The organism is Deltaproteobacteria bacterium (assembly GCA_016180855.1).
In the GTDB taxonomy this organism is placed as follows: Bacteria; UBA10199; UBA10199; order JACPAL01; family JACPAL01; genus JACPAL01.
Genome location: JACPAL010000008.1, coordinates 1 through 22840 on the forward strand (window position 1 = coordinate 1; position 22840 = coordinate 22840).

General features: G+C 50.8%; 24 protein-coding genes and 1 tRNA gene. 18 read left to right on the top strand and 7 right to left on the bottom strand.

Annotated features, from left to right (window positions below; all coding sequences use genetic code 11):
- Positions 1-142: 142 nt before the first annotated feature.
- Complete coding sequence (gene uvrB, locus HYT77_04265) at positions 143-2155, bottom strand: excinuclease ABC subunit UvrB (GenBank protein MBI2067208.1); 2013 nt, start codon at positions 2153-2155, stop codon at positions 143-145.
- A 156-nt stretch (positions 2156-2311) separates the two neighbouring features.
- Here uvrB and HYT77_04270 point away from each other — a divergent pair, with 156 nt between their 5' ends.
- The 3 genes from HYT77_04270 to HYT77_04280 all read left to right on the top strand — a co-directional run bounded on the left by HYT77_04270 (position 2312) and on the right by HYT77_04280 (position 5812).
- Positions 2312-3139, top strand: a complete 828-nt coding sequence (locus tag HYT77_04270; GenBank protein ID MBI2067209.1) for a TIGR02147 family protein — start codon at positions 2312-2314, stop codon at positions 3137-3139.
- Positions 3133-3795, top strand: coding sequence for a hypothetical protein (locus HYT77_04275; protein MBI2067210.1), 663 nt, complete (start codon positions 3133-3135; stop codon positions 3793-3795). The genes HYT77_04270 and HYT77_04275 overlap by 7 nt, the downstream gene beginning before the upstream one ends.
- A 97-nt stretch (positions 3796-3892) precedes the next feature.
- A complete protein-coding gene (locus HYT77_04280; protein ID MBI2067211.1) occupies positions 3893-5812 on the top strand; it encodes a beta-propeller domain-containing protein in 1920 nt (639 codons plus the stop codon).
- Positions 5813-5820: 8 nt separating this feature from the next.
- On the opposite strand, the gene HYT77_04285 is transcribed toward HYT77_04280, so the two are convergent.
- The 4 genes from HYT77_04285 to HYT77_04300 are packed head-to-tail and all read right to left on the bottom strand — an operon-like array spanning position 5821 to position 8888.
- Entirely contained in the window at positions 5821-7242 is a 1422-nt protein-coding gene (locus HYT77_04285; GenBank protein ID MBI2067212.1) for a cysteine--tRNA ligase, read from the bottom strand.
- Complete coding sequence (locus HYT77_04290) at positions 7239-7763, bottom strand: 2-C-methyl-D-erythritol 2,4-cyclodiphosphate synthase (protein MBI2067213.1); 525 nt, start codon at positions 7761-7763, stop codon at positions 7239-7241. Before HYT77_04290 ends, HYT77_04285 begins: the two co-directional genes overlap by 4 nt.
- Positions 7681-8397: a 2-C-methyl-D-erythritol 4-phosphate cytidylyltransferase gene (gene ispD / locus HYT77_04295; GenBank protein MBI2067214.1), complete on the bottom strand. Its 717-nt coding sequence runs from the start codon at positions 8395-8397 to the stop codon at positions 7681-7683. Before ispD ends, HYT77_04290 begins: the two co-directional genes overlap by 83 nt.
- Complete coding sequence (locus tag HYT77_04300) at positions 8397-8888, bottom strand: CarD family transcriptional regulator (protein ID MBI2067215.1); 492 nt, start codon at positions 8886-8888, stop codon at positions 8397-8399. Before HYT77_04300 ends, ispD begins: the two co-directional genes overlap by 1 nt.
- Positions 8889-9179: 291 nt before the next feature.
- Here HYT77_04300 and HYT77_04305 point away from each other — a divergent pair.
- From HYT77_04305 to smpB, 12 genes are all read left to right on the top strand, one after another.
- Positions 9180-9252, top strand: a tRNA-Phe gene (locus tag HYT77_04305).
- 330 nt (positions 9253-9582) lie between these two features.
- Complete coding sequence (locus HYT77_04310) at positions 9583-10068, top strand: hypothetical protein (GenBank protein MBI2067216.1); 486 nt, start codon at positions 9583-9585, stop codon at positions 10066-10068.
- A gap of 2 nt (positions 10069-10070) precedes the next feature.
- Positions 10071-10526 (top strand): hypothetical protein, encoded by a 456-nt coding sequence (locus HYT77_04315; protein ID MBI2067217.1) that lies wholly within the window; start codon positions 10071-10073, stop codon positions 10524-10526.
- Positions 10523-11299, top strand: coding sequence for an enoyl-CoA hydratase/isomerase family protein (locus HYT77_04320; GenBank protein MBI2067218.1), 777 nt, complete (start codon positions 10523-10525; stop codon positions 11297-11299). Before HYT77_04315 ends, HYT77_04320 begins: the two co-directional genes overlap by 4 nt.
- Positions 11300-11304: 5 nt before the next feature.
- Positions 11305-12348, top strand: a complete 1044-nt coding sequence (tsaD, locus tag HYT77_04325; GenBank protein ID MBI2067219.1) for a tRNA (adenosine(37)-N6)-threonylcarbamoyltransferase complex transferase subunit TsaD — start codon at positions 11305-11307, stop codon at positions 12346-12348.
- Positions 12332-13147: a ribosomal RNA small subunit methyltransferase A gene (gene rsmA, locus HYT77_04330; GenBank protein ID MBI2067220.1), complete on the top strand. Its 816-nt coding sequence runs from the start codon at positions 12332-12334 to the stop codon at positions 13145-13147. Before tsaD ends, rsmA begins: the two co-directional genes overlap by 17 nt.
- On the top strand, positions 13098-13820 hold the full coding sequence (locus tag HYT77_04335; GenBank protein MBI2067221.1) for a deoxynucleoside kinase: 723 nt from the start codon (positions 13098-13100) through the stop codon (positions 13818-13820). The genes rsmA and HYT77_04335 overlap by 50 nt, the downstream gene beginning before the upstream one ends.
- A complete protein-coding gene (gene panB, locus HYT77_04340) occupies positions 13801-14682 on the top strand; it encodes a 3-methyl-2-oxobutanoate hydroxymethyltransferase (GenBank protein MBI2067222.1) in 882 nt (293 codons plus the stop codon). The genes HYT77_04335 and panB overlap by 20 nt, the downstream gene beginning before the upstream one ends.
- On the top strand, positions 14639-15487 hold the full coding sequence (locus tag HYT77_04345) for a pantoate--beta-alanine ligase (GenBank protein ID MBI2067223.1): 849 nt from the start codon (positions 14639-14641) through the stop codon (positions 15485-15487). Before panB ends, HYT77_04345 begins: the two co-directional genes overlap by 44 nt.
- 31 nt (positions 15488-15518) lie before the next feature.
- The gene (locus HYT77_04350) at positions 15519-16763 is read left to right on the top strand and encodes an amidohydrolase family protein (protein MBI2067224.1); all 1245 of its coding nucleotides are present in this window, start codon (positions 15519-15521) and stop codon (positions 16761-16763) included.
- A 10-nt stretch (positions 16764-16773) separates the two neighbouring features.
- Positions 16774-17274 (top strand): cupin domain-containing protein, encoded by a 501-nt coding sequence (locus HYT77_04355; protein MBI2067225.1) that lies wholly within the window; start codon positions 16774-16776, stop codon positions 17272-17274.
- Between the two features lie 12 nt (positions 17275-17286).
- Positions 17287-17760 (top strand): SsrA-binding protein SmpB, encoded by a 474-nt coding sequence (gene smpB, locus HYT77_04360; GenBank protein MBI2067226.1) that lies wholly within the window; start codon positions 17287-17289, stop codon positions 17758-17760.
- Positions 17761-17762: 2 nt separating this feature from the next.
- Here smpB and HYT77_04365 read toward each other — a convergent pair whose 3' ends face one another.
- Together HYT77_04365 and HYT77_04370 are read right to left on the bottom strand one after the other, a co-directional pair.
- The gene (locus HYT77_04365) at positions 17763-18452 is read right to left on the bottom strand and encodes a hypothetical protein (protein ID MBI2067227.1); all 690 of its coding nucleotides are present in this window, start codon (positions 18450-18452) and stop codon (positions 17763-17765) included.
- 48 nt (positions 18453-18500) lie between these two features.
- Positions 18501-19895, bottom strand: coding sequence for a sodium:solute symporter family protein (locus HYT77_04370; protein MBI2067228.1), 1395 nt, complete (start codon positions 19893-19895; stop codon positions 18501-18503).
- A gap of 216 nt (positions 19896-20111) precedes the next feature.
- Between HYT77_04370 and HYT77_04375 the strand changes: the two genes are divergently transcribed.
- The 3 genes from HYT77_04375 to acs all read left to right on the top strand — a co-directional run bounded on the left by HYT77_04375 (position 20112) and on the right by acs (position 22838).
- The gene (locus HYT77_04375; protein MBI2067229.1) at positions 20112-20213 is read left to right on the top strand and encodes a hypothetical protein; all 102 of its coding nucleotides are present in this window, start codon (positions 20112-20114) and stop codon (positions 20211-20213) included.
- Between the two features lie 173 nt (positions 20214-20386).
- Positions 20387-20779 carry a Co2+/Mg2+ efflux protein ApaG gene (apaG, locus tag HYT77_04380; protein MBI2067230.1) on the top strand — a complete coding sequence of 131 codons (393 nt, stop codon included), beginning with the start codon at positions 20387-20389 and terminating at the stop codon, positions 20777-20779.
- Positions 20780-20846: 67 nt separating this feature from the next.
- Positions 20847-22838, top strand: coding sequence for an acetate--CoA ligase (gene acs, locus HYT77_04385; protein ID MBI2067231.1), 1992 nt, complete (start codon positions 20847-20849; stop codon positions 22836-22838).
- The last annotated feature ends 2 nt before the right edge of the window (positions 22839-22840 follow it).

Consider the following 22840-nt stretch of genomic DNA (forward strand, 5'->3'; position numbering starts at 1 on the left):
TCACGTCGTCAACGCACCATCAAGTACGCCTCCTCGTTCGTCAGCCGCTGCCTCGTATCACTCGTTTCTCCCAAAGATGCAGCATGGTAATGGCAGGCATCCTACCAACACGCTCTGCTCAGGGCAACCGCAATTTAGGAGTTCAAACCTTGATTCCCAAGGTCAGCTCCCGGTCTCTCAACACCCGGATTTGATCCCGAATCTCGGCAGCCTTTTCAAACTCCATAGCGGTAGCGGCCTTCTTCATCTTCTCCTTCAACTCTTGAATGGTGGTCGCCAGTTGATCGGCCGACACCTCTTGTCCAACACCTTGCTTTTCAACAGGAACGGTAAAATAATCCTTTTCGTAAACAGACCGAAGGGCCTCACTGATATTCTTCTTAATCGACGTCGGGGTAATCCCATGCTTCGTGTTGTATTCGGCCTGGACCTCCCGGCGCCGCCGGGTTTCTGCCAGCGCCTTCTTCATCGATTCGGTCTCCTGATCGGCATAAAGAATCACCTCGCCATTGGCATTCCGTGCCGCGCGACCAAAGGTCTGGATGAGTGACCGTTCCGATCTCAAAAAGCCCTCTTTGTCGGCATCAAGGATCGCAACGAGCGAGACCTCGGGCAAATCCAATCCCTCGCGCAGAAGATTGATCCCAATCAGGACATCAAATTCCCCCAGCCGGAGGGAACGCAAAATCTCTACCCGCTCCAGTGTCTCCACATCGGCATGAAGGTATTTCACACGTATCCCTTTCTCCTGATAGAAACGGGTCAGATCCTCGGCCATTTTTTTGGTCAGTGTCGTTACCAAAACCCTTTCCTTTCGTTCAACGCGGGCCCGAATCTCCTTCTCCAGATCAGCGACCTGCCGAGCCACCGGGCGAACAACCGGTTTTGGGTCGAGCAGGCCCGTTGGCCTCAACAGTTGTTCGACAACGAAACCCTTGGACTTCTTGAGTTCATAATCGGCCGGGGTCGCTGAAACATAGACCGTCTGATTCGCCAACTTCTCAAACTCTTCAAACTTCAGGGGACGATTATCCTTCGCCGAGGGGAGGCGAAATCCATACTCAACAAGCGTCTGCTTCCGGCTCCTGTCTCCATTGTACATCCCGTTGAGTTGGGGGATCGTTATGTGGCTCTCATCAATAATGAGTAGAAAATCGCGCGAATAATAATCGATGAGTGTTGGAGGAGGCTCGCCCGGGCCACGACCCGTCAGATGGCGTGAATAATTCTCAATCCCCTTACAGAATCCCATCTCTTCCATGAGCTCCAGATCAAAGTTGGTCCTCTGTTCCAGGCGCTGGGCCTCGAGCAATTTGGCATGATTTCGGAGGAAGGTCAGTTGCTCCTGAAGCTCTTCCCGGATTGTCTGGATCGCCCGCCGGGTCTGTTCCTCGCGAGTTACAAAATGGGACGCAGGATAGATTGTCATTTGATCCAAATCTCTTAGGACCGTCCCTCGTAACGCATCAATTTCTGAGACCCTCTCAATCTCATCACCAAAAAACTCGACACGAATCGCACGCTGTTCTTCATGGGCCGGGAAAATTTCCACCACATCACCTCGAACACGGAATGTTGCCCGATGGAAATCGTAGTCGTTCCGCTCATATTGAACCTTGACCAGATCTTTCAGAAGCTGGCTCCGCGGCAACTCCGCTCCTTTTTGAATGGAAACGACTAAACCATGATACGACTCCGGAGAGCCAATACCGTAGATACAAGAAACTGACGCAACAATGATCGTATCCCGCCTCTCCAGGATGGAACGGGTTGCCGAGTGGCGGAGCTTGTCAATCTCTTCATTAATGGAAGAGTCTTTCTCAATATAGAGATCTTGCGCCGGAACATACGCCTCAGGCTGGTAGTAATCATAATAAGAAACAAAATATTCAACGGCATTTTCAGGGAAAAGCTCTCGAAATTCAGAAAAAAGTTGAGCGGCCAGGGTCTTGTTGGGCGCAATCACCAACGCTGGTCTGTTCAGATTGGCGATGACATGGGCCATGGTAAAGGTCTTGCCCGATCCCGTCACCCCCAGAAGGGTTTGATGCCGTTCACCCTTTTGCAAACCCTCTATCAGTGAGGCAATCGCCCTTGGCTGATCCCCCTTGGGAGAAAACTCTGATACCAGTTTGAACTTTTTTGAATCCCTCATTGTATTCTCAATTATTTTTTATAATAAAATTTATAAAATAATTATTATATTTCATATAGTTATTATTAAATACGTATTCTAAAAACAAATTAAACAAAAAAATAAACTGGACTCGCCGCTGCCGTTCGCCGATAATTCCTTTAAGAGGCCTTTGCCATGCCGGATATCTTCAACTATCTCAACTACCGCCACTACCTCAAGGACTACTATTCCGAAAAAAAGGGGAAAAAGGGGTCCCATTTCTCCTTCAGGTCCTTTTCGAGGCTCGCCGGTTTAAGTTCTCCCAATTTTTTGAAGCTCGTGATTGAAGGAAAGAGGAATCTGGGGGGCGACGGGATTCAGAGCTTCATCAAGGGGCTCAGACTCAACAAGGAAGAATCGGTCTTTTTTGAGGACCTGGTTCATTTCAATCAGGCAACAACGGATGAAGAAAGAAATCAGCACTATCAAAGGCTCTCCCGCTCCCGCCGGTACCGCCAGGTCAAACAGATTGAGAAGGATTACTTCGTTTATTTTTCACGTTGGTATTACGCCGCCATTCGTGAGTTAGTACTCCTCCCGGAGTTTAAGGAAGATCCAATCTGGATTGCCTCGAAACTGGCCCCTGCCATCACACCGAATGAGGCACGGGTTGCCATTGAACTCCTGCTCGAGCTCGGATTCATAAAAAGGGACAAGAATGGCAAACTGACGCAATCGGAAAGAAATATCACAACCGAACGGGAGGTCGCTTCCCTTGCAATCAAGAATTTTCATCGGCAGATGATTGAGAAGGCGGCAGAATCGATCGAAAAGACTTCTCATGAAAAGCGGGATATCTCCTCACTGACCGTCGCCTTGTCTAAGGAGAAGTTTGAGGAGACGAAGAGAAGGATCCAGGAATTCCGTCGGGAGTTGAATGTGCTTCTCTCCGAAGAGGGAAAAGCCGATTCGGTCTATCAGATCAATTTTCAGATCTTCAACCTCACGGAGGTCCGGTGGTGATCTACCCAAAGTGGCTTATTCTCTTAGCCTTCCTGTCTCTCCTGATCACTGGCTGTCTCGGTATAGGAACGGAGACGGGAAATCCCCAGCGTGAAGGAACCAGCTCTGCCGATGGCGAGACGGGAAGTGCGGCATCAGAGGAGGAGGAGACAAGCTCCTATTCCCAGGATGAATTCGGGGTCGTTGTCGAATATTCGGAGGACTGGAGCCTTTCAGAAGAGTTTCCGATTAGACAAACCGCAGGGGCCGTTGATGACAACACCTTCGCATCAGACGCCGGAGGTGATGATGTCGCCGCCTCTTCACCTGGAAGTCGGGGAATCGATACGACCAATGCCCCCTCAACCGTATTTACAGATGGTGAAACTGAAGTAACGATATTCTTCGTAACCCTCGACACAGCACCAGCAAGCCTGCTGGGATATCTTGAAGAGACGTTTCCTGACCTGTCGAAAACAAGCTTTGTCCCCTTTTCCAACAGCTACATCTCAGGTTACCAATATGACGATCCGGCAGTTGGCTCCAATGGAGGCGATCAGCAGGAGTATTTTTTCTTAAAAGGATCCCGCCTCATCTACGTCGTAGCCGAGATTTTCGCCGATAAAGACGGCCGAACAAACTTTAACACCCTCATCAACTCCCTCCGTTTTCAATAGAGGGCTGTATTCTTCAGAATACAATTTCATCCTCGCCAAGTAGCGCAAGGGGACTCCTTTCAACGATAATTGGTACAAGAAACAGAAAGGAGTCTTTATGAAAAACATTCTGTCAGGAACGATCATCGGAGGGTTTTCACTCCTCCTCGTTACACTTTCCGCCTGTAACGCAACGATGGAGGATGATGTCGATCAAGTCATCATTGACCCCGATCAACCCCAGGTTCGAATTGATTACAAGGATGGTCCGTCAAATTGCGAACGTCTGGATCAATATCTTAACGGATTTAAAGAGGCAGGGACCAACGTGCCGACCTCCAACCCGGTGGCCTCATCACCAATGAATCAGTCGGATGGTGCAACCGCCAGTAGCGAGCCCGTAAATGACACTTCCTCTGACAACGGTCCAGAAGAGATGCCCGGCAGTCCACTTCAGGTGAGGGAGGCGGATATCGTTAAAGTGGATGGAAACAGGATTTATCTCGTCAGGCAGAAAGCGGGTGATTCTAACTCCTCCTTGATGCTCTACCATCTGGAAAATGAACAATTTTTTCTCCAAGACAGCCTCAACATCAGGGGACTCTCAAAGGAGTTTCACCTCAAAGGGGATACGCTTCTCATTATTGGAGAGTCTAATAATCGAAGTTTTGAGACAAAATTGACCCTCATCAAACAAGACCAAAAAGGGAGACTCGTTGTGCAGCAGGAGACAAACTTAAGCAAGGCAAGATACATCACCTCACGCACGGTTGGTAGCACAGCCTATATCGTTCTTGAGTCATCTCTCCCTGTTTTACCCCCTTTCTGTTCTTGTGAGAGGACACTCGTACCCTATGAGGAGAAGTCCTCTGAATCGAAGAGACTAACGATGACAACGGTTCCATCTCAAAACCGTCTCATTTCAATTCTCTCCTTCGAAATGGAACAAGAAAAACCAGACCTCTCGGCAAGATCAGTCGTTATTCAGGGGACCAATCCAATCGTCTCGGTGAATGAGGAGTCGATCTACATCGGGACCTCTCTCATGAGAGGGGATTATTCCCAGATCTTCAAATTTGGCCTAAACAAGGAAGGGACAGAGGTCTCTTTTGAGGCGGCCGGTATGATCCCGGGACACCTCTCCACAGCGTTTGTAGGCGGGGAGTACAATGACCAGTTCTCCATGGATGAATACGAGGGGTATCTGCGCGTTGCAACGACCTCCGGACAGCTCCGTCGATCCGGAAGATCCGGGACTGAGAGCTCCCTGTTTGTATTGAAGCAAGAAGGTGAGGAGCTCAAAATGGTTGGCACCTTGAGGGACCTTCATGCGGGTGAGGCGATCTACGCAGTCCGCTTTGTGGGGGATCGTGGCTATGTGGTGACCTTCAAGAAGATTGATCCTCTTTTTATTATTGATCTTTCCAATCCGGAAAACCCCGAAAAAGTAGGTGAGTTGGAGGTTCCGGGCTTTTCCACATACCTCAAACCACTTGATGAGCATCATCTCCTCACGATCGGTAAGGAGGCGGATGATCAGGAATCGTTCGCCTGGTTTCTCGGAGTTAAACTTTCCCTCTTTGATGTGAGTGATCCCTCTAAACCTCAGTTGGTTGACAGTGTTGTGATCGGTGAGCGAGGAACCGAATCGGAGGCATTGCGTGATCACCGTGCCTTCAATTATTTCAGCGAGAGAAATCTTTTGGCGATCCCCGTGGATCTGGTCGTTACAACACCTAACAACGATGAAGGCTGGCGATCCGTTGGCACTGTCGATCATTCAGAGGAACAGATTTGGAAGGTCGATCCCTCAAAGGGGTTTACCTTCATAGGGGCGATTCGCCACGATGATCTCCTCAATAATGAGACACCTGCCCAATGCTACGACTGGGACCGCCCTTATACTGAACGAGCCACCTTAAGGAGGGCCCTCGAGGTTGACGATCAACTCGTGACGCTCTCGGACAAAGGGCTCAAGTCAAATAGCTTTGAGGATCTCGCAGAGATTTCGTCGATCCTCTTTCCGCAGGACGGGTGAAGGAAACGCTACTTCACTGTCCAGGTCGTCGTCCCGTCCGGATTGTCCCGAAGTTCAATGCCCTTCGCGAGAAGCTCCTTGCGGAGGGCATCCGCTCTTTGCCAATCCTTCAAGCGTTTTGCCTCCAACCTTTCACGGATTTTTGATTCAACCTGTTCCGGAGCAAGCTGACTGGAAACAAGCGAGTTTTTCTTTCTCTTTTCCAGAAACTGAACCGGATCCTCTCCAAAAATGCCAAGAACTGTACTGCTTTTTTGGAGTTCCTCAAAGAAGCAATCCCGGCTGGCAGGATCAACCGAAGTTTGTTTATCCAGCCAGCTATTGAGCCGGCGAAGTCGGTTAAACAAAGTCCCTATGAACTGGGCGGTATTGAAGTCATCATCCAGGTTTTTTTCAAACGTGGAGAGCAGATTCATCTCAGGCAGCGGTTCACTCCCGGCCGGGAGTGACTTGAGTCTGGCAAGCGTCTCATAAAACCGTGTCACCGCCTCGGCGGCATCATCCAAAACAGATTCGTTAAAATTAAGGGGGCTTCGATAATGACTCGACAACAGAAAAAAACGGACCGCCTCCGATGGCCAATGGGAAAGTATATTACGAACTGTTTTTATGTTCCCCAGCGATTTGCTCATCTTTTCCTGGTCGATGTTCACAAAACCATTGTGAATCCAGTACCGAACAAACGGGTTTCCCGTGGCCGCCTCACTCTGGGCAATCTCATTTTCATGATGAGGAAAGATCAAATCTCTTCCGCCCCCATGAATATCAAAACTCTCTCCCAAATACTTCATGCTCATCGCACTGCACTCCAGGTGCCAACCCGGCCTCCCTTCGCCCCACGGCGAGGCCCATTTTGGCTCTCCCGGCTTGGCACCCTTCCAGAGGACAAAATCGAGCGGGTCCTTTTTCTTCTCATCCACTCCAACCCGGGCCCCTGATTCGAGCTCATCAATCTTTTTATGGGACAGATTGCCGTATCCTTGAAAGCTCCGGACGGAATAGAGGACATCCCCTCCCACCTGATAGGCAAACCCCTTCTGTTCAAGCTCTCGAATCAAATCGAGCATCTCCTGGATGTGGAGGCTGGCTCGTGGCTCCTTGTGAGGTGGTTGAACACCCAAATTCTTCATGACCTCCGTGTAGGATTGAATATATTTTTCAGAAACAGCCTCACAGGAAAGACCAGAGTCGTTCGCCTTCTTGATGATCTTGTCATCAACATCGGTAAAATTGCGGACGTAGGTCACATCATACTTGCGATACAAAAGGTACCGATAGATTGTGTCAAAAACCACGGCGGCACGGGCATGTCCCAAATGGGATTCATCGTAGGCCGTGATACCGCAAACATACATTCGGACATGGGGGGGATGAATCGGTGTAAAATTCTCTTTTCGACGCGTCAGACTGTTGTAAATCGTGAGGCTCATTGATCCGTCAGCAAAACGATGACCTGCGCCACAACCGCTTCGCCGCGGCCGACCTCTCCTATCCCCTCACCTGTCTTCGCCTTGATATTGATCCGATCGGCCGGTAGCCGCAACACCTCCGACAGGTTCTCTTTTATCTTTTTTAAGTAGGGCGCCAGTTTAGGACGCTCCAGGTGAACCGTCCCGTCAAGATTCTCAATGAGAAATCCGTTCTTATACAACAGGAGGCATGCTTCTTTCAAAAAATGAATAGACGAGGCGTCTTTCCATCGGGGATCTGTATCCGGAAAGTACCCTCCGATATCCCCCAGACCGGCAGCCCCTAAAAGGGCATCTGTGATGGCATGAAAAAGAACATCACCATCCGAATGGCCGAGTGGTCCTTTGTCAAAAGGAATCTCTACCCCTCCCAACACGAATTTTCTTTGGGGAACCAGCTTATGGATGTCGTAACCCTGTCCGATCCTCATGAGATGCCTTTTCCCAAATCGGGAGGAATGTCTTTGCCAATTCCCAATCATCCCGGGTGGTAATCTTTATATTCCAAGGAAGCCCTGTAATCACCTTAATTTTTCTGCCAAGGCGTTCCACGAGCATCGCCTCGTCCGTCCCATAGAAATTATCTTTTGTTGCCTTCTCAAAAGCCTCTCTCAGGATCTCATAGGAAAACGCCTGGGGAGTCTGAATACTCCAAAGGTAGGTTCGATCAATCGTTTCTCTCACCCAGCCTTCCTCTGTGACACTTTTTGTGGTCTCTTTTAATGGCAGACCCGGGATACATCCCCCAACCGCCTGGGCCCCTTCCAGGACTGATTCAATGAGAGAGGGGGTTACAAACGGCCGTACCCCATCATGAACCAGAACAAAATCGCACGAAGGTAATATCTTGAGCCCTAGACGGACCGATTCCTGACGTTCCTTTCCTCCCGGGTAGATTTGAACCGGTTTTTTACGGGCAATCCACTGGCTCCACTGCTGGACCGCCGAGGTCTCCCCTTCAGGAACAGCAAGATAAACCCCATCAATGAGAGGAGAATTCTCAAAGGCACGCAATGTATAGGAGAGAAGCGGCTGCCCTTCCAGGTCCAGAAACTGCTTTTGAGCCCCAAAGCGTCTGCCGATTCCTGCTGCAGGAATAATGGCAAAAACCTTCATCAAGACTTGAATATTTTTGTGATCTTTTTGAGGATCTCTTCCTCATCCTCTCCCTGGGCAATGGAGAGCTCCTTGACTAAAAGGCTACGGGCTGTATCGAGCATCTTTCGCTCGCCAAAAGAGAGTTCTTTCTCAAACTTCAGAATGGAGAGGTCCCGCAAAACCTCGGCAATTTCATAAACTGAACCGGTCTTGATTTTGTCCATGTACTCCCGGTAACGTCGGTTCCAGGTCTGGTTATCGATCGCAATATCTCTTTCCTTAAGAATTTCATAGACTTCATCAACCTGATCCTCGTCAATAATCTCACGGAGCCCAACCGACTGAACATTCTGCTTCGGCACCATGATTGTCATGCCGTTATCGAGAATTTTCAGGATGTAAAAAGTCTGTTTGCTCCCGGAAATTTCTTTGGTCTCAATCGCCTTAATTTCACCCACCCCATGAGCAGGATAAACCGCCTTGTCCCCCGGTTTGAATTCAGATGGCATATTCCTAAAACCTCCTTTGTCCACTTGATTTGAAGCCCTGGCCCGCAAGCGTTGCTAAGTACTTCGACTCGTAATTACCATGACGTATATACAAAGCCAAAAAAAATACCCGCTCAGCACTAGTCCTGAGTAAATAAATTCGTCACCGAATTTATGAATCGAAGGACTAAGAGTCCGGCGGGTGTATCACAATTGGTCAAGATCGTCAAAAGCTTTCTTCCCCTTTTCTTGACACCTTTTGAAACCTTTGACATACCGACACCCTCCAAAGATTGTTTGTTGTTGTTTGGGGGGCAGGTAGCTCAGTCGGTAGAGCGACAGACTGAAAATCTGTGCGTCGGGGGTTCGATTCCCTCCCTGCCCACATCTACCAACCCTTAGGACTCCACGACCGAGGGAATGGCACGGCATCGAAAGTCGCTACTCGCGACGCCAACAACCCCATGGAATAGCGGCAGAATCCGCTCCCAACTACCCTTGCGACCCACCACGAGTTTGACTGGGCCCTAGCTGACCTACCCTACCAAAAAGGGGATCCAGGTTTCCCCCCTGGACCCCCCTTATACCTTACGCAAGCCCCAAACAGCTTTCAGTAGAGGTTATCGTCACTCTTCATAACAAGTTGCTAAACCCAACCTCCAAAAGTATAAAAAATCTTCCAAAAAGAACTGATTTGATTTATGGGATGCAAACTATGTTTAAGAAAACCCTCGTCCTTTTACTGATTATCTTTCTCACCTCCAGCAGCCTTTTTGCTCTGGGGGCTGAGCACAAGAAGCTTGGTACGGGGGTCTCTATTGGCGAACCGATCGGATACAGCTCCCGCTTTTTTCTGATGGATCAGCTCAGTCTTGATCTGGTGTTTGGTTATGGATTTGCCGAGGAGGCGTTGGTGATTATGCCGACTGTCAGCTTTCATCTTCGACGAATCCTTGATTATGACGGCGAGAAGTTCTCGCTGGTCCCTTATTTTGGTGGGGGACTCAAGACCGGTATCGATCTTGGTGGACGAAACGATGGGGAGGGACTGGTCGGTATGCGATTCCCCTTGGGAGCCTCTCTCGTTGTTGCTGATGGAGCCTTTGAAATTGGGGCCGAGTTTGCCCCAGGAGCCGAGTTTTCACCTGATTCAGGATTTGATCTGACCGGCGGTATCAGCCTCCGCTACTATTTCTTTTAACGTTGTTTAAAATACTCTTCCATCGGTCGGGTCTTCTGGTTCGCATTCTTGAGATCGTCGGACTTTTAAATACCTATCGATTTTTTCGGGAACCGTCCACAACCCACCTCACCACCCTGTATGCATTTCTCCTGGTCAATTACCTCTTCATCCGCCTGTGTGACCTTGTCCCGTGGTATACAAAAAGTGGGCACTCATTTTGGGACAAGAAGATTGGAATCCGGGTTCACTTTCAAAAGGCGTTGGTCCCCACCTCTTATATCCTGGCAATCGTCTCTTCCCTCTGTCTGTTACAAATAGAACCTCTTTCTACGATACTTCTCCTGTTGGCCGGAGCTTGCTTTATCATTATGACGCCCGTTAACTTTATTTTGATCTGGTTTCATCTTCACGATAAAGAGAAAATACCTGTAAATTATTTTAGTTTAAATAAACAGTGGGCCTCATCCTCTCTATGAAAAAATATCTTCTGATTGAAACCGATGGCCCCGTTCTCTGGATCTATCTAAATCGCCCTGAGGTAAAAAACGCCTTTAACCTGGAGATGGCAGAGGAACTCCAAAAGGCGATCCAAAAAGGGATAAAAGATGATTCCGTATCTGTCCTCGTCCTCTCAGGACGTGGAGATACTTTTTCAGCAGGGGGAGATATCCGTCTCATGAAAGAGACAAGGGATAGAAAACGATTCTTCCTCAAAATTTCCCGGATTATCAATCAAGCTGTTGTAAACATGCAGAAAGGGGGAAAACCTGTCTTGGCGGCCCTCCCCGGTTATACAGGGGGAATCGCACTGGGGCTTGCTTTAGGAACCGATATTCGAATCGCCTCAACCCATGCCACCTTCAATGCTGCAACAATCCGACTGGGACTTGTTGCCAATGGAGGAACCACCTCCTTCCTGCCACGCCTTGTCGGCACAGCGCGCGCTGCCGAGATCTTATTTGCGGGTGAGAGTATCGGGGCAAATAGGGCAGAGCAGATCGGATTGATCAATCATGTTGTCACTCCGGAAGAATTAAAAAAAGTGACCCAGGAATTGGCCCTCAAATTATCTCAAGGCCCCCAGCAGGCCCTCCGGCGCTTAAAGCAGATCTTCTATCAGGGCCTTCATTCCCCTCTCCCGGCCCAGCTTGAGCGTGAGCGGCAGGCAATCGCCTGGTCGGCAACAACACCCGATTTTGAAGAAGGAATAACCGCTTTCCTCGAAAAGAGAAAACCGCTATTCAAATAGATCTTATGATTGTCTTAGGCATTGAGACTTCTTGCGATGAAACGGCAGTCGCCCTGCTTCGTCATGACAAGAGACGATGGACACTCCTTTCCAACAAGATTGCCTCCCAGGAGGAGATTCACACACCATACGGAGGAATTGTCCCGGAGCTGGCCAGTCGCCGTCATATCGAGATATTGCGGCCGATGGTTGAAAAAACTCTTGAGGAGGCTAACACCCCTTTAAACAAAATTGACGGGATTTCCGTCACGCACGCCCCGGGGCTTGTCGGTTCCCTTCTCGTCGGTCTCTCTTTTGCCAAGAGTCTTGCCCTGGGCCTTCAAATCCCGTTTATCGGGGTAAGTCATCTGGAGGGTCACCTGAATGCCCCTTTTCTCGAACACCCCGGAATCCCCTACCCTCACATCGCCCTTGTCGTCTCCGGGGGGCATACCGCCCTTTACTGGGTCAAACAGTTTGGGACCTACCAGTTCCTGGGAGGGACCCGGGATGATGCCGCAGGTGAGGCGTTTGATAAAACGGCAAAGCTCCTGGGCCTTGGTTATCCGGGAGGTCCGGCGATTGATCGACTTGCCAAGGAGGGAAATCCAAGGGCGATTAAATTCCCAAGGCCAAAACTTCCTGATTATGATTTCAGCTTTAGCGGATTGAAAACGGCGGTCCGCAAAGTGATCGAGGGCAAGAATGGGCAACCAACCCAGGACCATCAGTTATTAATGGACCTCTGCGCCTCCTTCCAGGAGGCAGTCATCGACCATCTCACCCAAAAAACAATGTTGGCGGCGAAGAAGAAACAAGTGAAGGCGGTTCTCCTAACGGGTGGTGTCGCCTGCAACTCGCGTCTCAAAGAGAAACTGAGTGAGTCCTGCCGAAGGGCAACGCTAAAATTTTTTCACCCGTCTCCGCTCTTCTGTACCGACAATGCGGCGATGATCGCCTACACCGGCGGGCATTATCTCCTTCAAGGGAAGTCGTCACCGATGAACCTGAACGCCCTTGCCAGTCTCGACCTGAAAAATGTGAAAGGGGCCTATGGGTCTTGTTGCTAGCAAGAACCTTGGTCAGCACTTCCTTTTAAATCCGACGACGATCGATCAGATCGTCAAGAAGGCAGGAGTGAAGGCAACGGAACAGGTATTGGAGATCGGCCCGGGTCCCGGTGTTCTGACACGCAGGCTTGCCGAGACAGCAAGACGGGTTATCGCCGTGGAAAAGGATGAGCGATTTGCGGCGCTCCTTACAAAAGAGTTGGAAACTTATAAGAACCTGACGATTGTTGGGGGAGATATCCTGGACTGTTCAATGGAGAAACTTCTTGGGGAAGGAAAATGGAAGGTCGTGGCTAATCTTCCCTACAACATCGCCACCGAAGTGATATTTCATCTCCTGAAAACCGATTTCCTCTTCTCCGCCTTCTACCTGATGGTACAAAAAGAGGTGGCAGAACGATTAGTCGCCTTGCCGGGCTCCAGGAGTTACGGGCTCCTTTCGATCTTCAGCCAGATTCTTTGCCAAAATCGGATCATCATGAAGCTGCCGCCAGGCGCCTTCACGCCCCCTCCCAAGGTCTCCTCGGCCATCGTTGAATTTCTGATCCATGAGGAGCCCCGTTTTCCAATCCATCACCTCCCAACATTTGAGTTAGTGGTCCAGGCCGCCTTCTCGCAGCGGCGTAAGATGATTCATAATTGTCTTAAGTCAGGTCTCCCCGACCATCCCTGGGATCAGATGGAGAGAGCGATGCGGGCAGCCGACATCTCACCAAACCAGCGGGCTGAAGAGATCTCCATAGAGAAGTATGTCGAGCTCGCCAACAACCTGTTTGAATCTCAAGGTAGCCTTGCCTAGACATTCACCCTCAAATTCGGTAAACCGACCCACCGTGGAAAAGTTACGCTATATTGCCGTTGAGGGGCCGATCGGTGTTGGGAAAAGCACGCTCGCCAAGAAGCTGGCCGAGGACTTCAAGGCACGCCTGGTTTTGGAGGAAGCGGGGGGAAATCCGTTTCTTCCGATCTTTTATCAAGACCGGGCCAAACATGCCCTGAAAACGCAGATCCTTTTTTTGATCAACCGTTACCTCCAGCAAAAGGAGATGGGTCAACAGGATCTCTTCTCGCAAATGGTCGTTTCCGACTATCTGTTTGCCAAAGATCGGCTGTTTGCCTCCCTCAATCTTAATCGGGAAGAGCTTTTCCTTTATGAAAAAATCTACTCGCTTCTTGATGTCAATCTGGTCAAACCGGACCTCGTTGTTTTTCTCCAGGCCTCCCGGGAGGTTCTGAAAAAACATATCAGAAAACGAGGTATTGCCTATGAAAGGAATATCGACGAAGAGTACCTCGACCAGCTGACGGAGGCCTACAACCGGTTCTTCTTCACCTACCATGAAACCCCCGTGCTGGTCGTGAATGTGACGGATATCGATTTTGTCAAGAACGCCGGGGATTATGAAAATCTGAAACGGGAGATTTTAAGCGTCAAAAAAGGGCCAAAGCACTATGTCTCCATCGGAAAATAAGAAGGCTGTTCAAAAAATGACGGTACCTCTCATTCAAAAAATGAAGAGGGGGGGCGAGAAGATTGTGATGGTCACCTGCTATGACTACTCCTTTGCACGGCTGATTGACGAAGCGGGTGTCGATATTGTCTTGGTGGGGGATTCCTTGGGGATGGTCATTCAGGGGCAAAAGAGTACGTTGCCCGTTACGCTGGAAGAGATGATTTATCATTCACGGTGCGTTGCACGCGGCCTGACACGCCCCCTCTTGGTAACCGACATGCCTTTTATGAGCTACCAGTCAAGCCAGGGAGAGGCGATCAAAAATGCGGGACGTCTTCTCAAAGAGGGAAAAGCGGAGTCGATCAAGCTCGAAGGGGGTGTTGAGGTTGCTGATCTGATCCATCGGATGAACCGGATCGGTATTCCCGTCATGGGGCATATCGGTCTTCAACCACAGTCATTCCACAAATACGGCGGCTACAAAATTCAGGGGAAGACTCCTCAGGAGGAGCGGCACCTTCTGGAAGATGCCCTGGCGGTGCAGGAGGCAGGATGCTGGTCTGTTGTTCTTGAGGGAGTTCCCGTTGACGTGGCACAAAAAATAACCGGACGCTTGAAGATTCCAACCGTCGGTATCGGATGCGGGCCTTCGTGTGATGGACAGGTTCTGGTCCTGTACGACCTCCTCGGCATGAACCCCGATTTTAATCCAAGGTTTCTGAAGCGATACGCTAATCTTGCTGAGGTGGTCACGGAGTCTGTCTCCCTTTTTCGGCAAGAGGTAAAAGATCAACGTTTCCCTACCGAGGAACATGGCGTCAGGAGGAATGTTATCGATGCAACTCTCAAGATCCGCCAAAGAAACGCATCAGGCACTTGAAGCAATAAGGCAGAGCGGGAAGAGAACGGTTTTTGTCCCGACCATGGGCGCCCTGCATGGGGGGCACCGCTCTCTCTTCCGTACGGCAAAGGATATGGGCGGATTCTCGGTGGCCAGTATCTTTGTCAATCCGACACAGTTCAATCAGGAGGAGGATTTCAAAAAATACCCTCGTCCCCTTGAAATCGATCTCACCATTTGTGAGGAGGAAAAAGTCGATTTTGTCTTTGCTCCACCCGAAAATGAGATCTATCCCGACGGTCTCGAGACAGATATTCCGGTCCCAAATATTGGACTTCTGATGGAGGGCGAATTTCGTCCGGGGCATTTTGCCGGTGTCTGTACCGTCGTCCACCGCCTCTTCGAGGCTGTCAACCCTACGATCGCCCTCTTTGGGGAAAAAGATTACCAGCAGTACCTGGTCATCCGTGACATGGTGAAGAAACAAAACCGGCCCATCTCTATTATCTCTTGTCCAACGATCCGGGATCGGAATGGCCTCGCCTTAAGCTCTCGCAACCGTCGACTTTCTCCTGCTGGCTATGAGAAGGCACTGACAATTCCCCGTCTACTCCGATCCGCTCAACAGATTGCCCAAGAGGGGGAAAGAGAGGCCTCAAAAATAATCTCCCAGTCCATTTCAAAAATCTCTTCCGCCGAGGCAGACCAACTCAAGATAGACTATTTAAAGATTGTCGATTCCAATAACCTCGAACCTCTCAAGAAAATCGACAACCAGGCCCGCATCTTGATCGCCGCCTGGGTGGAGGGGATCCGCCTGATTGATAATGATCGATTGATTTGAAAATAAAAAACAGGTAACAACTAAAATCGCCTTGAAGATTCTATCGGCCTCCTATCTTTTGCCGATTTTCTCCCCACCGATTCGGGAAGGAGCCGTTGTTATTGATAAAGAAAAGATTGTCGAGACCGGTCCACGAAAAAAAATAGAGAAAAAGTACCCGACAGCCAGTCGGGAAGAATTTGATAACGCGGTTCTGATGCCAGGTTTGGTCAACGCCGACAGCCACCTGGAGCTCTCCTCTCTTGAAGGGACAACCTCGCCCAGTTTTATTGACTGGTTTTTTGCCTGCCTGGAACATCAGCAAAAAATAACCCCCGAGGAGCGCCGCCGAAATATTCAGGAAGGAAGTCAACGCCTCCTCCGCTCCGGAACTACCTGCATCGGTGATGTGGGAGGGTACACCGGTATTGTTTCAGACATTGCAGAAACCCCATTGCGAATGGTTTTGTTCCCGGAGATCATGACCTCGGCCGGTGAGTCGATCTCGGACCATTATCAGGCGTCGCTGGAAATCGTTGAGGAGATCCTCTCCCGACAATCGGAACGGATCACAGCCGGCATTGCCCCCTACTCGGCCTACACCCTCTCACGACATCTCCTGAAAATTATTGCAGTCCATGCACGGCAGACGAAGATCCCGGTTAAGATCCACGCCGCCACCTCATTCGCGGAGATGCAGTTTTTCTTTGAGTCGAGGGGAGAGATCGCAGAGGCCCTCTTCCCCCGGCTCGGATGGACCGACTCATTACCTCCCGCCCATCGGAAGACACCGATCGAATTCCTCCACTCAATCGGTTTTCTGGAAAGCGCACCGATCCTTGTTGGCTGTCCCCACCTCTCCGATAAAGATCTGCCATTGCTTGTCCGTTCCAAAAGCAAGGTGGTCTGGAGACCCCGTGTTCAAAAATATTTTCAGCTCGGGGAAACTCCCGTCTCCAAAATTCAAAAGGCCAAGATTCCACTGGGTCTTGGAACCAACGGGCTGGGAGGTCGGCATTCCCTCTCCTTGTGGGATGAGATGCGCGCGGTCAAAGCGGCCTGTACAGCGGAAGATCTCATACGTCTCGCGACAGAGGGAGGGGCTCGCGTGCTTGGGCTGCAGGATCAAATTGGAACGATCGAAAAAGGAAAGAAGGCTGACCTGATCTGTGTCAAGATCCCCCTCTCTCTGGTTAAATCAAGGAGCCGGGCCGCCCTGTTTCAACACCTGGTCGATCAAACAACGGAAAAAGAGATCCTGGCGACCTACATTGACGGGCAATCGATTAAGGTCTAGAGGCACGTTCATGTCACCTTCTGCCGAAGAAATTATAAAATTATTCGACTTGAAGCCTCACCCCGAGGGAGGATATTACTCGGAGACGTACCGCGCCAAGGGGATCATTCCCCACCACACCCTCCCGAAAGGCTTTAAGGGAGACCGAAACTTCTCAACAGCGATCTATTATCTCCTCATGGAGGGACAACAATCCAAGCTCCATCGTTTAGCCTCCGATGAACTGTTCCATTTCTATTTAGGCGACCCCTTAACCGTCGTCATGATTTTCCCCGACCGTGTGGAAAAAGTAGTGATGGGCCAAGAGATTGCAAAGGGACAGAGGCTCCAATGGACCATCCCGGCAGGCTGCTGGTTTGGAGGGTACCTCTCTCCGGGAAGTCGTTTCAGCTTGATCGGTTGCACCGTCGCCCCCGGCTTCGACTTCGCGGATTTTGAGGCAAATCCAAACCAAGACAAATTGATGAGAGCGTTTCCCCACGCCAGAGAAGAGATTCTAAGGTTCACCTAAAGGAGCGCCAAAATCCCCCACCCATCATCCCCCTCCGGCAAAAAAATCATTGTAGACAATAGAAAGGCGGGATTCCGTTACCTGCTTCTGGAACGATTCGAGGCCGGTCTCGCCCTGAGAGGGAGCGAGGTCAAGTCGCTCCGGGACGGCAAGGTAAATTTGGGGGATAGCTATGTTGTGGGACACCAGGGGGAGCTCGTTCTGATCAACTGTCACATCTCGCCCTACACCGCCGCCAGTTATACCAACCATGAACCGCTCAGAACAAGAAAACTCCTTCTTCATGCCGAAGAGATCGAACGATTACTCGGCAAGATGAAGGAGAAGGGACTCACCCTGATCCCAACCAAGCTCTATTTCAAAAATGGACGAGTGAAGTGCGAGATCGCTCTGGCGAAGGGGAAAAAGCTGCACGACCAGCGGGAAGAGCTCAGGAAAAAGGCGCATGTGCGTGAGATTGAACGGGCGATCAAGGCAAAGAGATAATCCTAAAGTTTTACTTGCAGGGCAGAAATGGCCCGCTGAATCTCCCCAATTCCTCTCCTGAGCAGTTCGATCTCGGTCTCCACAGGAAGACCATCCTCCGTAAGAATATCACGCCCTGTCTCTGTCCGAAGTCTTTCAATCTGCTCCAACAGACCACTCTTGGCCTGCTCCAGGCCACGAACCTGTCTTGGAAAATCATCCGGGTCAACACCCTCCAGGACGTCCCGGACCATTCGTGTAAAAACAGTAGGAGAAGACCGACGATCCTCTCGCGGTTGCGGCCTGATACGAACCGCCTCACCCGGAAGCCGGTCGAGTCGCTTGCCCTGAAGTTTTGACTTGCCGGTAGAGGTATGAAGTCCCGAACGCATCCCGCTCCGGAGTCCCCCTCGCCCACTCCACCCTACCTTGAGCCCCCCGCGACTCCCTCCACCAACACCCATTTTCCATGTTCGTCCTGTCCCGCTGACAGGTAATTTCCATTTTCTGGCAGCGGCAAACCGGCGGACGGTGTTTGACAGGGCGGAACCACCCGAGGCAACCGCATGACGAATAACATGGGCGGAACGGGAGGTCGCCGCACGGCGAAAGCCAAAGGCAAGCACGGGAGCGACGAGCAACGCCCCCCAAAAACTCCTTTCGGATTGTACAGGCCCGGTAACAGCCCCTGGGGGGGGAGAGAGTAGTGACATCACCAACCTTGTCGCAAAAAACAGGAGGGAGTTGTTAGTTAAATCTTTTTATGTCGCTACTTTGGTGGAAGCTGGGGTTAGCAACGAAACTACCACGAGCAATACAATCGATACCCCAAACGCCGGGAAAACAGTATCGATTTCCGTTCTGGCCGACAAACCGGAAAGCTCCCAAAAGAGGGTCATGCCGGTTCCACCAATCATAGAAGAGAGGGCACCGGCGGTCGTCGCCCGTTTCCAGACAAAGGCAGCGACGAGTGCCGGGGTAATGCCGGTCCCGTAAATCGTATAGGCATAAAGTGCCACACTCAAGAATTCATCGGAAAGGGTGGAAAGGGCGTAGGCCAGAAGTCCCAGCAAAACCACAAACAGCCGGCTCATCCAGACAATCTTCCGTGCAGAAGCGCTCCGGTCAAAAAACCGGTGGTAAATATCCTGCACAAGAGAGGTCGCCGGGGCCAGGAGATAGGAAGTGGCGGTATCCATGATGATCGCCAGGATTGTTGTCATCAAGACTGCCGAAAGAACAGGCGGCAGAAAGTCCCTGGCGGCAATCGCAATGACCCGACCATGATGGGTCAGATGTGGGTTGGTCCACTCCAACGCCGAGGCAGCAAGGGCGGTCAAGACAATCGCCATCTCAACCAGAATAACACCAAACAACATCCACCAGGTAGCCCGCCGGGCGACTGATTCGCTCTTGGCCGAAAAAAATCGCTGATACATATTGGCATCTCCCAGGACAAGAAGGGCCCCAGGGAGAAACAACGCAATCGATTCCTTCAGAGAAAGTGGCCCAATCCACTCAAAATGATCAGGCGGCAAGACCGTCCTCATCCCCTCCAGCCCCCCTGCCTTCATCCAAAAGGCAGGAAGCGTGACACAAAGGCCGATGATCATCGTCATCCCCATAATTGTGTCGGTGTAGGCAACGGAATACATCCCCGCAAAGGCGGTAAAGAGGATCACGAAAATAACAACGAGGCTAACGACAAGATGGTGGGGGATATCGGGCCAAACCAAGTTAAGAACAGAGGCCGCGGCCCGATACTGGTAGGAGACAATCGTTACGTAGGCAATAACCAATGTGATGGCACCAAGAATCCTCGCGGCGACGTGATACCTCTCCTCCAAAACATCCTGAACGGTGATCTTGGCAAACCGTCTTGCACGCGGTGCGAGAAGGGTCAGAACTAGAATACCAACAACATCTCCCACAAGAATAACCCAGGCGGCGATCCCAACCCGAAATGTCTTCTCGGCATGACCAAAAATCGAACCGGTGCCGATCCAGGTCGCGAGCATTGTTCCAAAAACGATGAAGGTCGGAAGACTCCGACCGGCAACGGCAAAATCCTCTCCCGTATGGACCTTTTTGGAGTAAAACCAGCCGATGACCGCCAGCGCGACAAAATAGGAAATGATGAGAATCGTAACCGTCACAGGCTACGTTCTAAACATCTCTTGTCACTCCAGCAAGAAATAAAGTAGGAGAAACAGATGCTTCGCCTCCTTGCCCTTTTTCTTATTATTTATCTTTTCTACTCCCTGTTTCTTCAGTCATTGCCGCGCCTCCTCCGATTTTTTTTGAATAGACAATTCCGAAAAATGGGACCGGTGGGAGGAAAAACGGAAACGCAGGGTCGGGTAACGGAGGCCATGGTCGCCTGTCAGACCTGCGGCACCTTTGTCAGTCAATCACAGGCCGTTGTTCAAAAGGGACACTCTTTCTGTTCGGAAAAATGCGCACAGGGGCATTAGAAAAACGAAAGCCGTGCCGACAAATAACCTCTCCCCTTGCTGTTTATGGTTTATCAATTTTCAATTAGTACAATTTAAAATGACCAACCATAAGTATTTCTAACTTTTTATCCGCACTACCGTACGAATAAAAAGTTGAAATACTATATAAAAGAGATGATAAAAACAGGCTTATGCCGTCTTCGGAGGCGATAACACAGGGAATCCGTATTCAGGTGGAGAGCAAGTATCTCCCTGAGCGCTCCGACCCGGAACAGGGGATCTATTTTTTTGTCTATCAGATCCGGATCTCCAATGAGGGGGATCAACCGGCGCAGCTGATCAGTCGTCACTGGATTATTACGGATGCCCATGGTCATGTTGAGGAGGTGAAGGGACCGGGCATTGTGGGTGAACAACCGATGATCGAGCCGGGTGAATTTCACGAATACAGCAGTTTTTGCCCCCTCAAGACCCCTTCCGGATCGATGAAAGGCACCTATCAGATGATTCGCGAAGATGGAGAGAGCTTCGATGCCGAGATCGCCCCTTTTCGTCTCTCACTCCATGGCGAAATGCTGCACTGAAGCTTCTGCTGATGAAAGTGTTAATCTGAACGTTGACAGACAATAGATAATCTGGTTTTTGGCGACCATGTCTTCCACGAAGATCGACTCTTTAAGTCAAGAATCCCGTTCTTTTCCTCCCTCTCTTCCGCTCCAAAAAAGGGCCTATCTAAAAGACCTGACGGCGTATCAGGAAATGTACCGGCGTTCCCTGGAGGACCCCAACGGTTTTTGGGGCGAGATTGCCGATTCCTTCTTCTGGTTCAAAAAATGGGATCGTGTACATCATTATAACTGGAAGGGAAACATCGACATCCGCTGGTTTGAAGGGGGAAAGACCAATATCTGTTATAACGCCCTCGATCGACACCTCCCAAAACTTCGCGATCGCACCGCCTTCCTTTGGGTCGGAAATGAACCCGGCGAGGAGAAACGAATCAGCTACCAGGAACTCTGGGAGCAGGTTGGACGTGCCGCCAACATGCTGAAATCGCTTGGCGTGAAAAAGGGGGACCGGATCGCCATCTATATGCCGATGATCCCGGAACTCCCCGTTGCCCTGCTCGCCTGCGCCCGTATTGGAGCAATCCACTCCGTCATTTTTGGAGGGTTTTCGGCCGAGTCGCTCAAGGATCGGATTGTCGATGCCGGCTGTCGCGTGATCCTCACAAGCGACGGCGGCTTTCGAGGCCCCAAAAAAATCCCGATGAAGACAACGGTCGATGAGGCGATCGAACTCTCCCGGAAGGCAGGACAGGCGATCGACCACTGTCTTGTCGTCCGTAGAACAGGCGACCCGGTCCCAATGAAACCAGAACGGGACCTCTGGTGGCACGAGGCGAGCGAGAACGCCTCAATTCATTCTGAAGCAGAGGTCCTCGATGCCGAAGAACCGTTGTTTATCCTCTATACCTCCGGTTCTACAGGTAAACCAAAGGGGGTCCTCCATACAACCGCCGGTTACATGATCTACGCCGAACAGACATTCAAATATGTCTTCGATTACCACCCCGAAGACCTCTTCTGGTGTACGGCCGATATCGGCTGGGTCACGGGACATAGTTATATTGTTTACGGACCGCTCCTCTGCGGTGCGAGTTGCATCCTCTTTGAGGGGGTCCCGAATTATCCCCACCCAGACCGGTTCTGGGAGATTATTGAACGCTACAAGGTAAACACCTTTTATACCGCCCCAACGGCGATTCGCGCCTTGATGCGAGAGGGGGATGATTGGCCGAAGAGGCATGATTTGAGTTCACTTAAGATTCTTGGGACCGTTGGGGAGCCGATCAATCCGGAGGCCTGGATCTGGTATTACGAAAAGATCGGTGGCCGGAGGTGTCCTGTTGTCGACACCTGGTGGCAGACCGAAACGGGCGGGATTCTGATCACGCCGCTTCCCGGAGCGATGCCAACAAAACCAGGTTCTGCCTCACTTCCGTTTTTTGGAGTGGAACCCGCAGTCCTCAGGGAAGATGGGACCGAATGCGAAACAAATGAGGGGGGACTGCTGGTCCTGAAACGTCCCTGGCCCGGGATCATGAGGACCGTTTATGGTCACCATGAGAGATTCAAGGAGACCTACTTCAGCCGCTTCCCCGGCGTTTATTTTACGGGGGACGGGGCTCGTCGCGATGAAGACGGCTATTACTGGCTTATGGGACGTATCGATGACGTGCTGAACGTCTCCGGTCACCGCATTGGAACCGCGGAGGTTGAAAGTGCCCTCGTTTCTCATCCTTCCGTTGCCGAGGCGGCAGTGGTCGGGTTTCCCCACGAAATCAAGGGACAGGGGATCCATGCCTATGTCATCCTCAAGCAGGGGTTCTCTAACTCACCAACCTTGCAAAAGGAATTGATCGACCATGTTCGAAAAGAGATCGGACCAACCGCGAAACCGGACCGTCTCCAGTTCGCCCCGGGCCTTCCTAAAACACGCTCCGGCAAGATCATGCGGCGAATCCTTCGGAAAATTGCGGAGGGGAAACCGGATGAAGTCGGCGATGTGACGACGCTGGCCGATCCACATGTCGTTCACCAACTTCTTTCGCAACCCCTTGAGATCTCTTACGATGTATGAGG

What these genes read in the sequence shown, in the direction of transcription:
- uvrB (MBI2067208.1), bottom strand. Translation starts at nt 2,155, where the DNA reads ATGAGGGATTCAAAAAAGTTCAAACTGGTATCAGAGTTTTCTCCCAAG.
- HYT77_04270 (MBI2067209.1), top strand. Translation starts at nt 2,312, where the DNA reads ATGCCGGATATCTTCAACTATCTCAACTACCGCCACTACCTCAAGGAC.
- HYT77_04280 (MBI2067211.1), top strand. Translation starts at nt 3,893, where the DNA reads ATGAAAAACATTCTGTCAGGAACGATCATCGGAGGGTTTTCACTCCTC.
- HYT77_04285 (MBI2067212.1), bottom strand. Translation starts at nt 7,242, where the DNA reads ATGAGCCTCACGATTTACAACAGTCTGACGCGTCGAAAAGAGAATTTT.
- HYT77_04290 (MBI2067213.1), bottom strand. Translation starts at nt 7,763, where the DNA reads ATGATTGGGAATTGGCAAAGACATTCCTCCCGATTTGGGAAAAGGCAT.
- ispD (MBI2067214.1), bottom strand. Translation starts at nt 8,397, where the DNA reads ATGAAGGTTTTTGCCATTATTCCTGCAGCAGGAATCGGCAGACGCTTT.
- HYT77_04300 (MBI2067215.1), bottom strand. Translation starts at nt 8,888, where the DNA reads ATGCCATCTGAATTCAAACCGGGGGACAAGGCGGTTTATCCTGCTCAT.
- HYT77_04310 (MBI2067216.1), top strand. Translation starts at nt 9,583, where the DNA reads ATGTTTAAGAAAACCCTCGTCCTTTTACTGATTATCTTTCTCACCTCC.
- HYT77_04320 (MBI2067218.1), top strand. Translation starts at nt 10,523, where the DNA reads ATGAAAAAATATCTTCTGATTGAAACCGATGGCCCCGTTCTCTGGATC.
- tsaD (MBI2067219.1), top strand. Translation starts at nt 11,305, where the DNA reads ATGATTGTCTTAGGCATTGAGACTTCTTGCGATGAAACGGCAGTCGCC.
- rsmA (MBI2067220.1), top strand. Translation starts at nt 12,332, where the DNA reads ATGGGTCTTGTTGCTAGCAAGAACCTTGGTCAGCACTTCCTTTTAAAT.
- HYT77_04335 (MBI2067221.1), top strand. Translation starts at nt 13,098, where the DNA reads ATGTCGAGCTCGCCAACAACCTGTTTGAATCTCAAGGTAGCCTTGCCT.
- panB (MBI2067222.1), top strand. Translation starts at nt 13,801, where the DNA reads ATGTCTCCATCGGAAAATAAGAAGGCTGTTCAAAAAATGACGGTACCT.
- HYT77_04345 (MBI2067223.1), top strand. Translation starts at nt 14,639, where the DNA reads ATGCAACTCTCAAGATCCGCCAAAGAAACGCATCAGGCACTTGAAGCA.
- HYT77_04355 (MBI2067225.1), top strand. Translation starts at nt 16,774, where the DNA reads ATGTCACCTTCTGCCGAAGAAATTATAAAATTATTCGACTTGAAGCCT.
- HYT77_04365 (MBI2067227.1), bottom strand. Translation starts at nt 18,452, where the DNA reads ATGTCACTACTCTCTCCCCCCCCAGGGGCTGTTACCGGGCCTGTACAA.
- HYT77_04375 (MBI2067229.1), top strand. Translation starts at nt 20,112, where the DNA reads ATGGTCGCCTGTCAGACCTGCGGCACCTTTGTCAGTCAATCACAGGCC.
- apaG (MBI2067230.1), top strand. Translation starts at nt 20,387, where the DNA reads ATGCCGTCTTCGGAGGCGATAACACAGGGAATCCGTATTCAGGTGGAG.
- acs (MBI2067231.1), top strand. Translation starts at nt 20,847, where the DNA reads ATGTCTTCCACGAAGATCGACTCTTTAAGTCAAGAATCCCGTTCTTTT.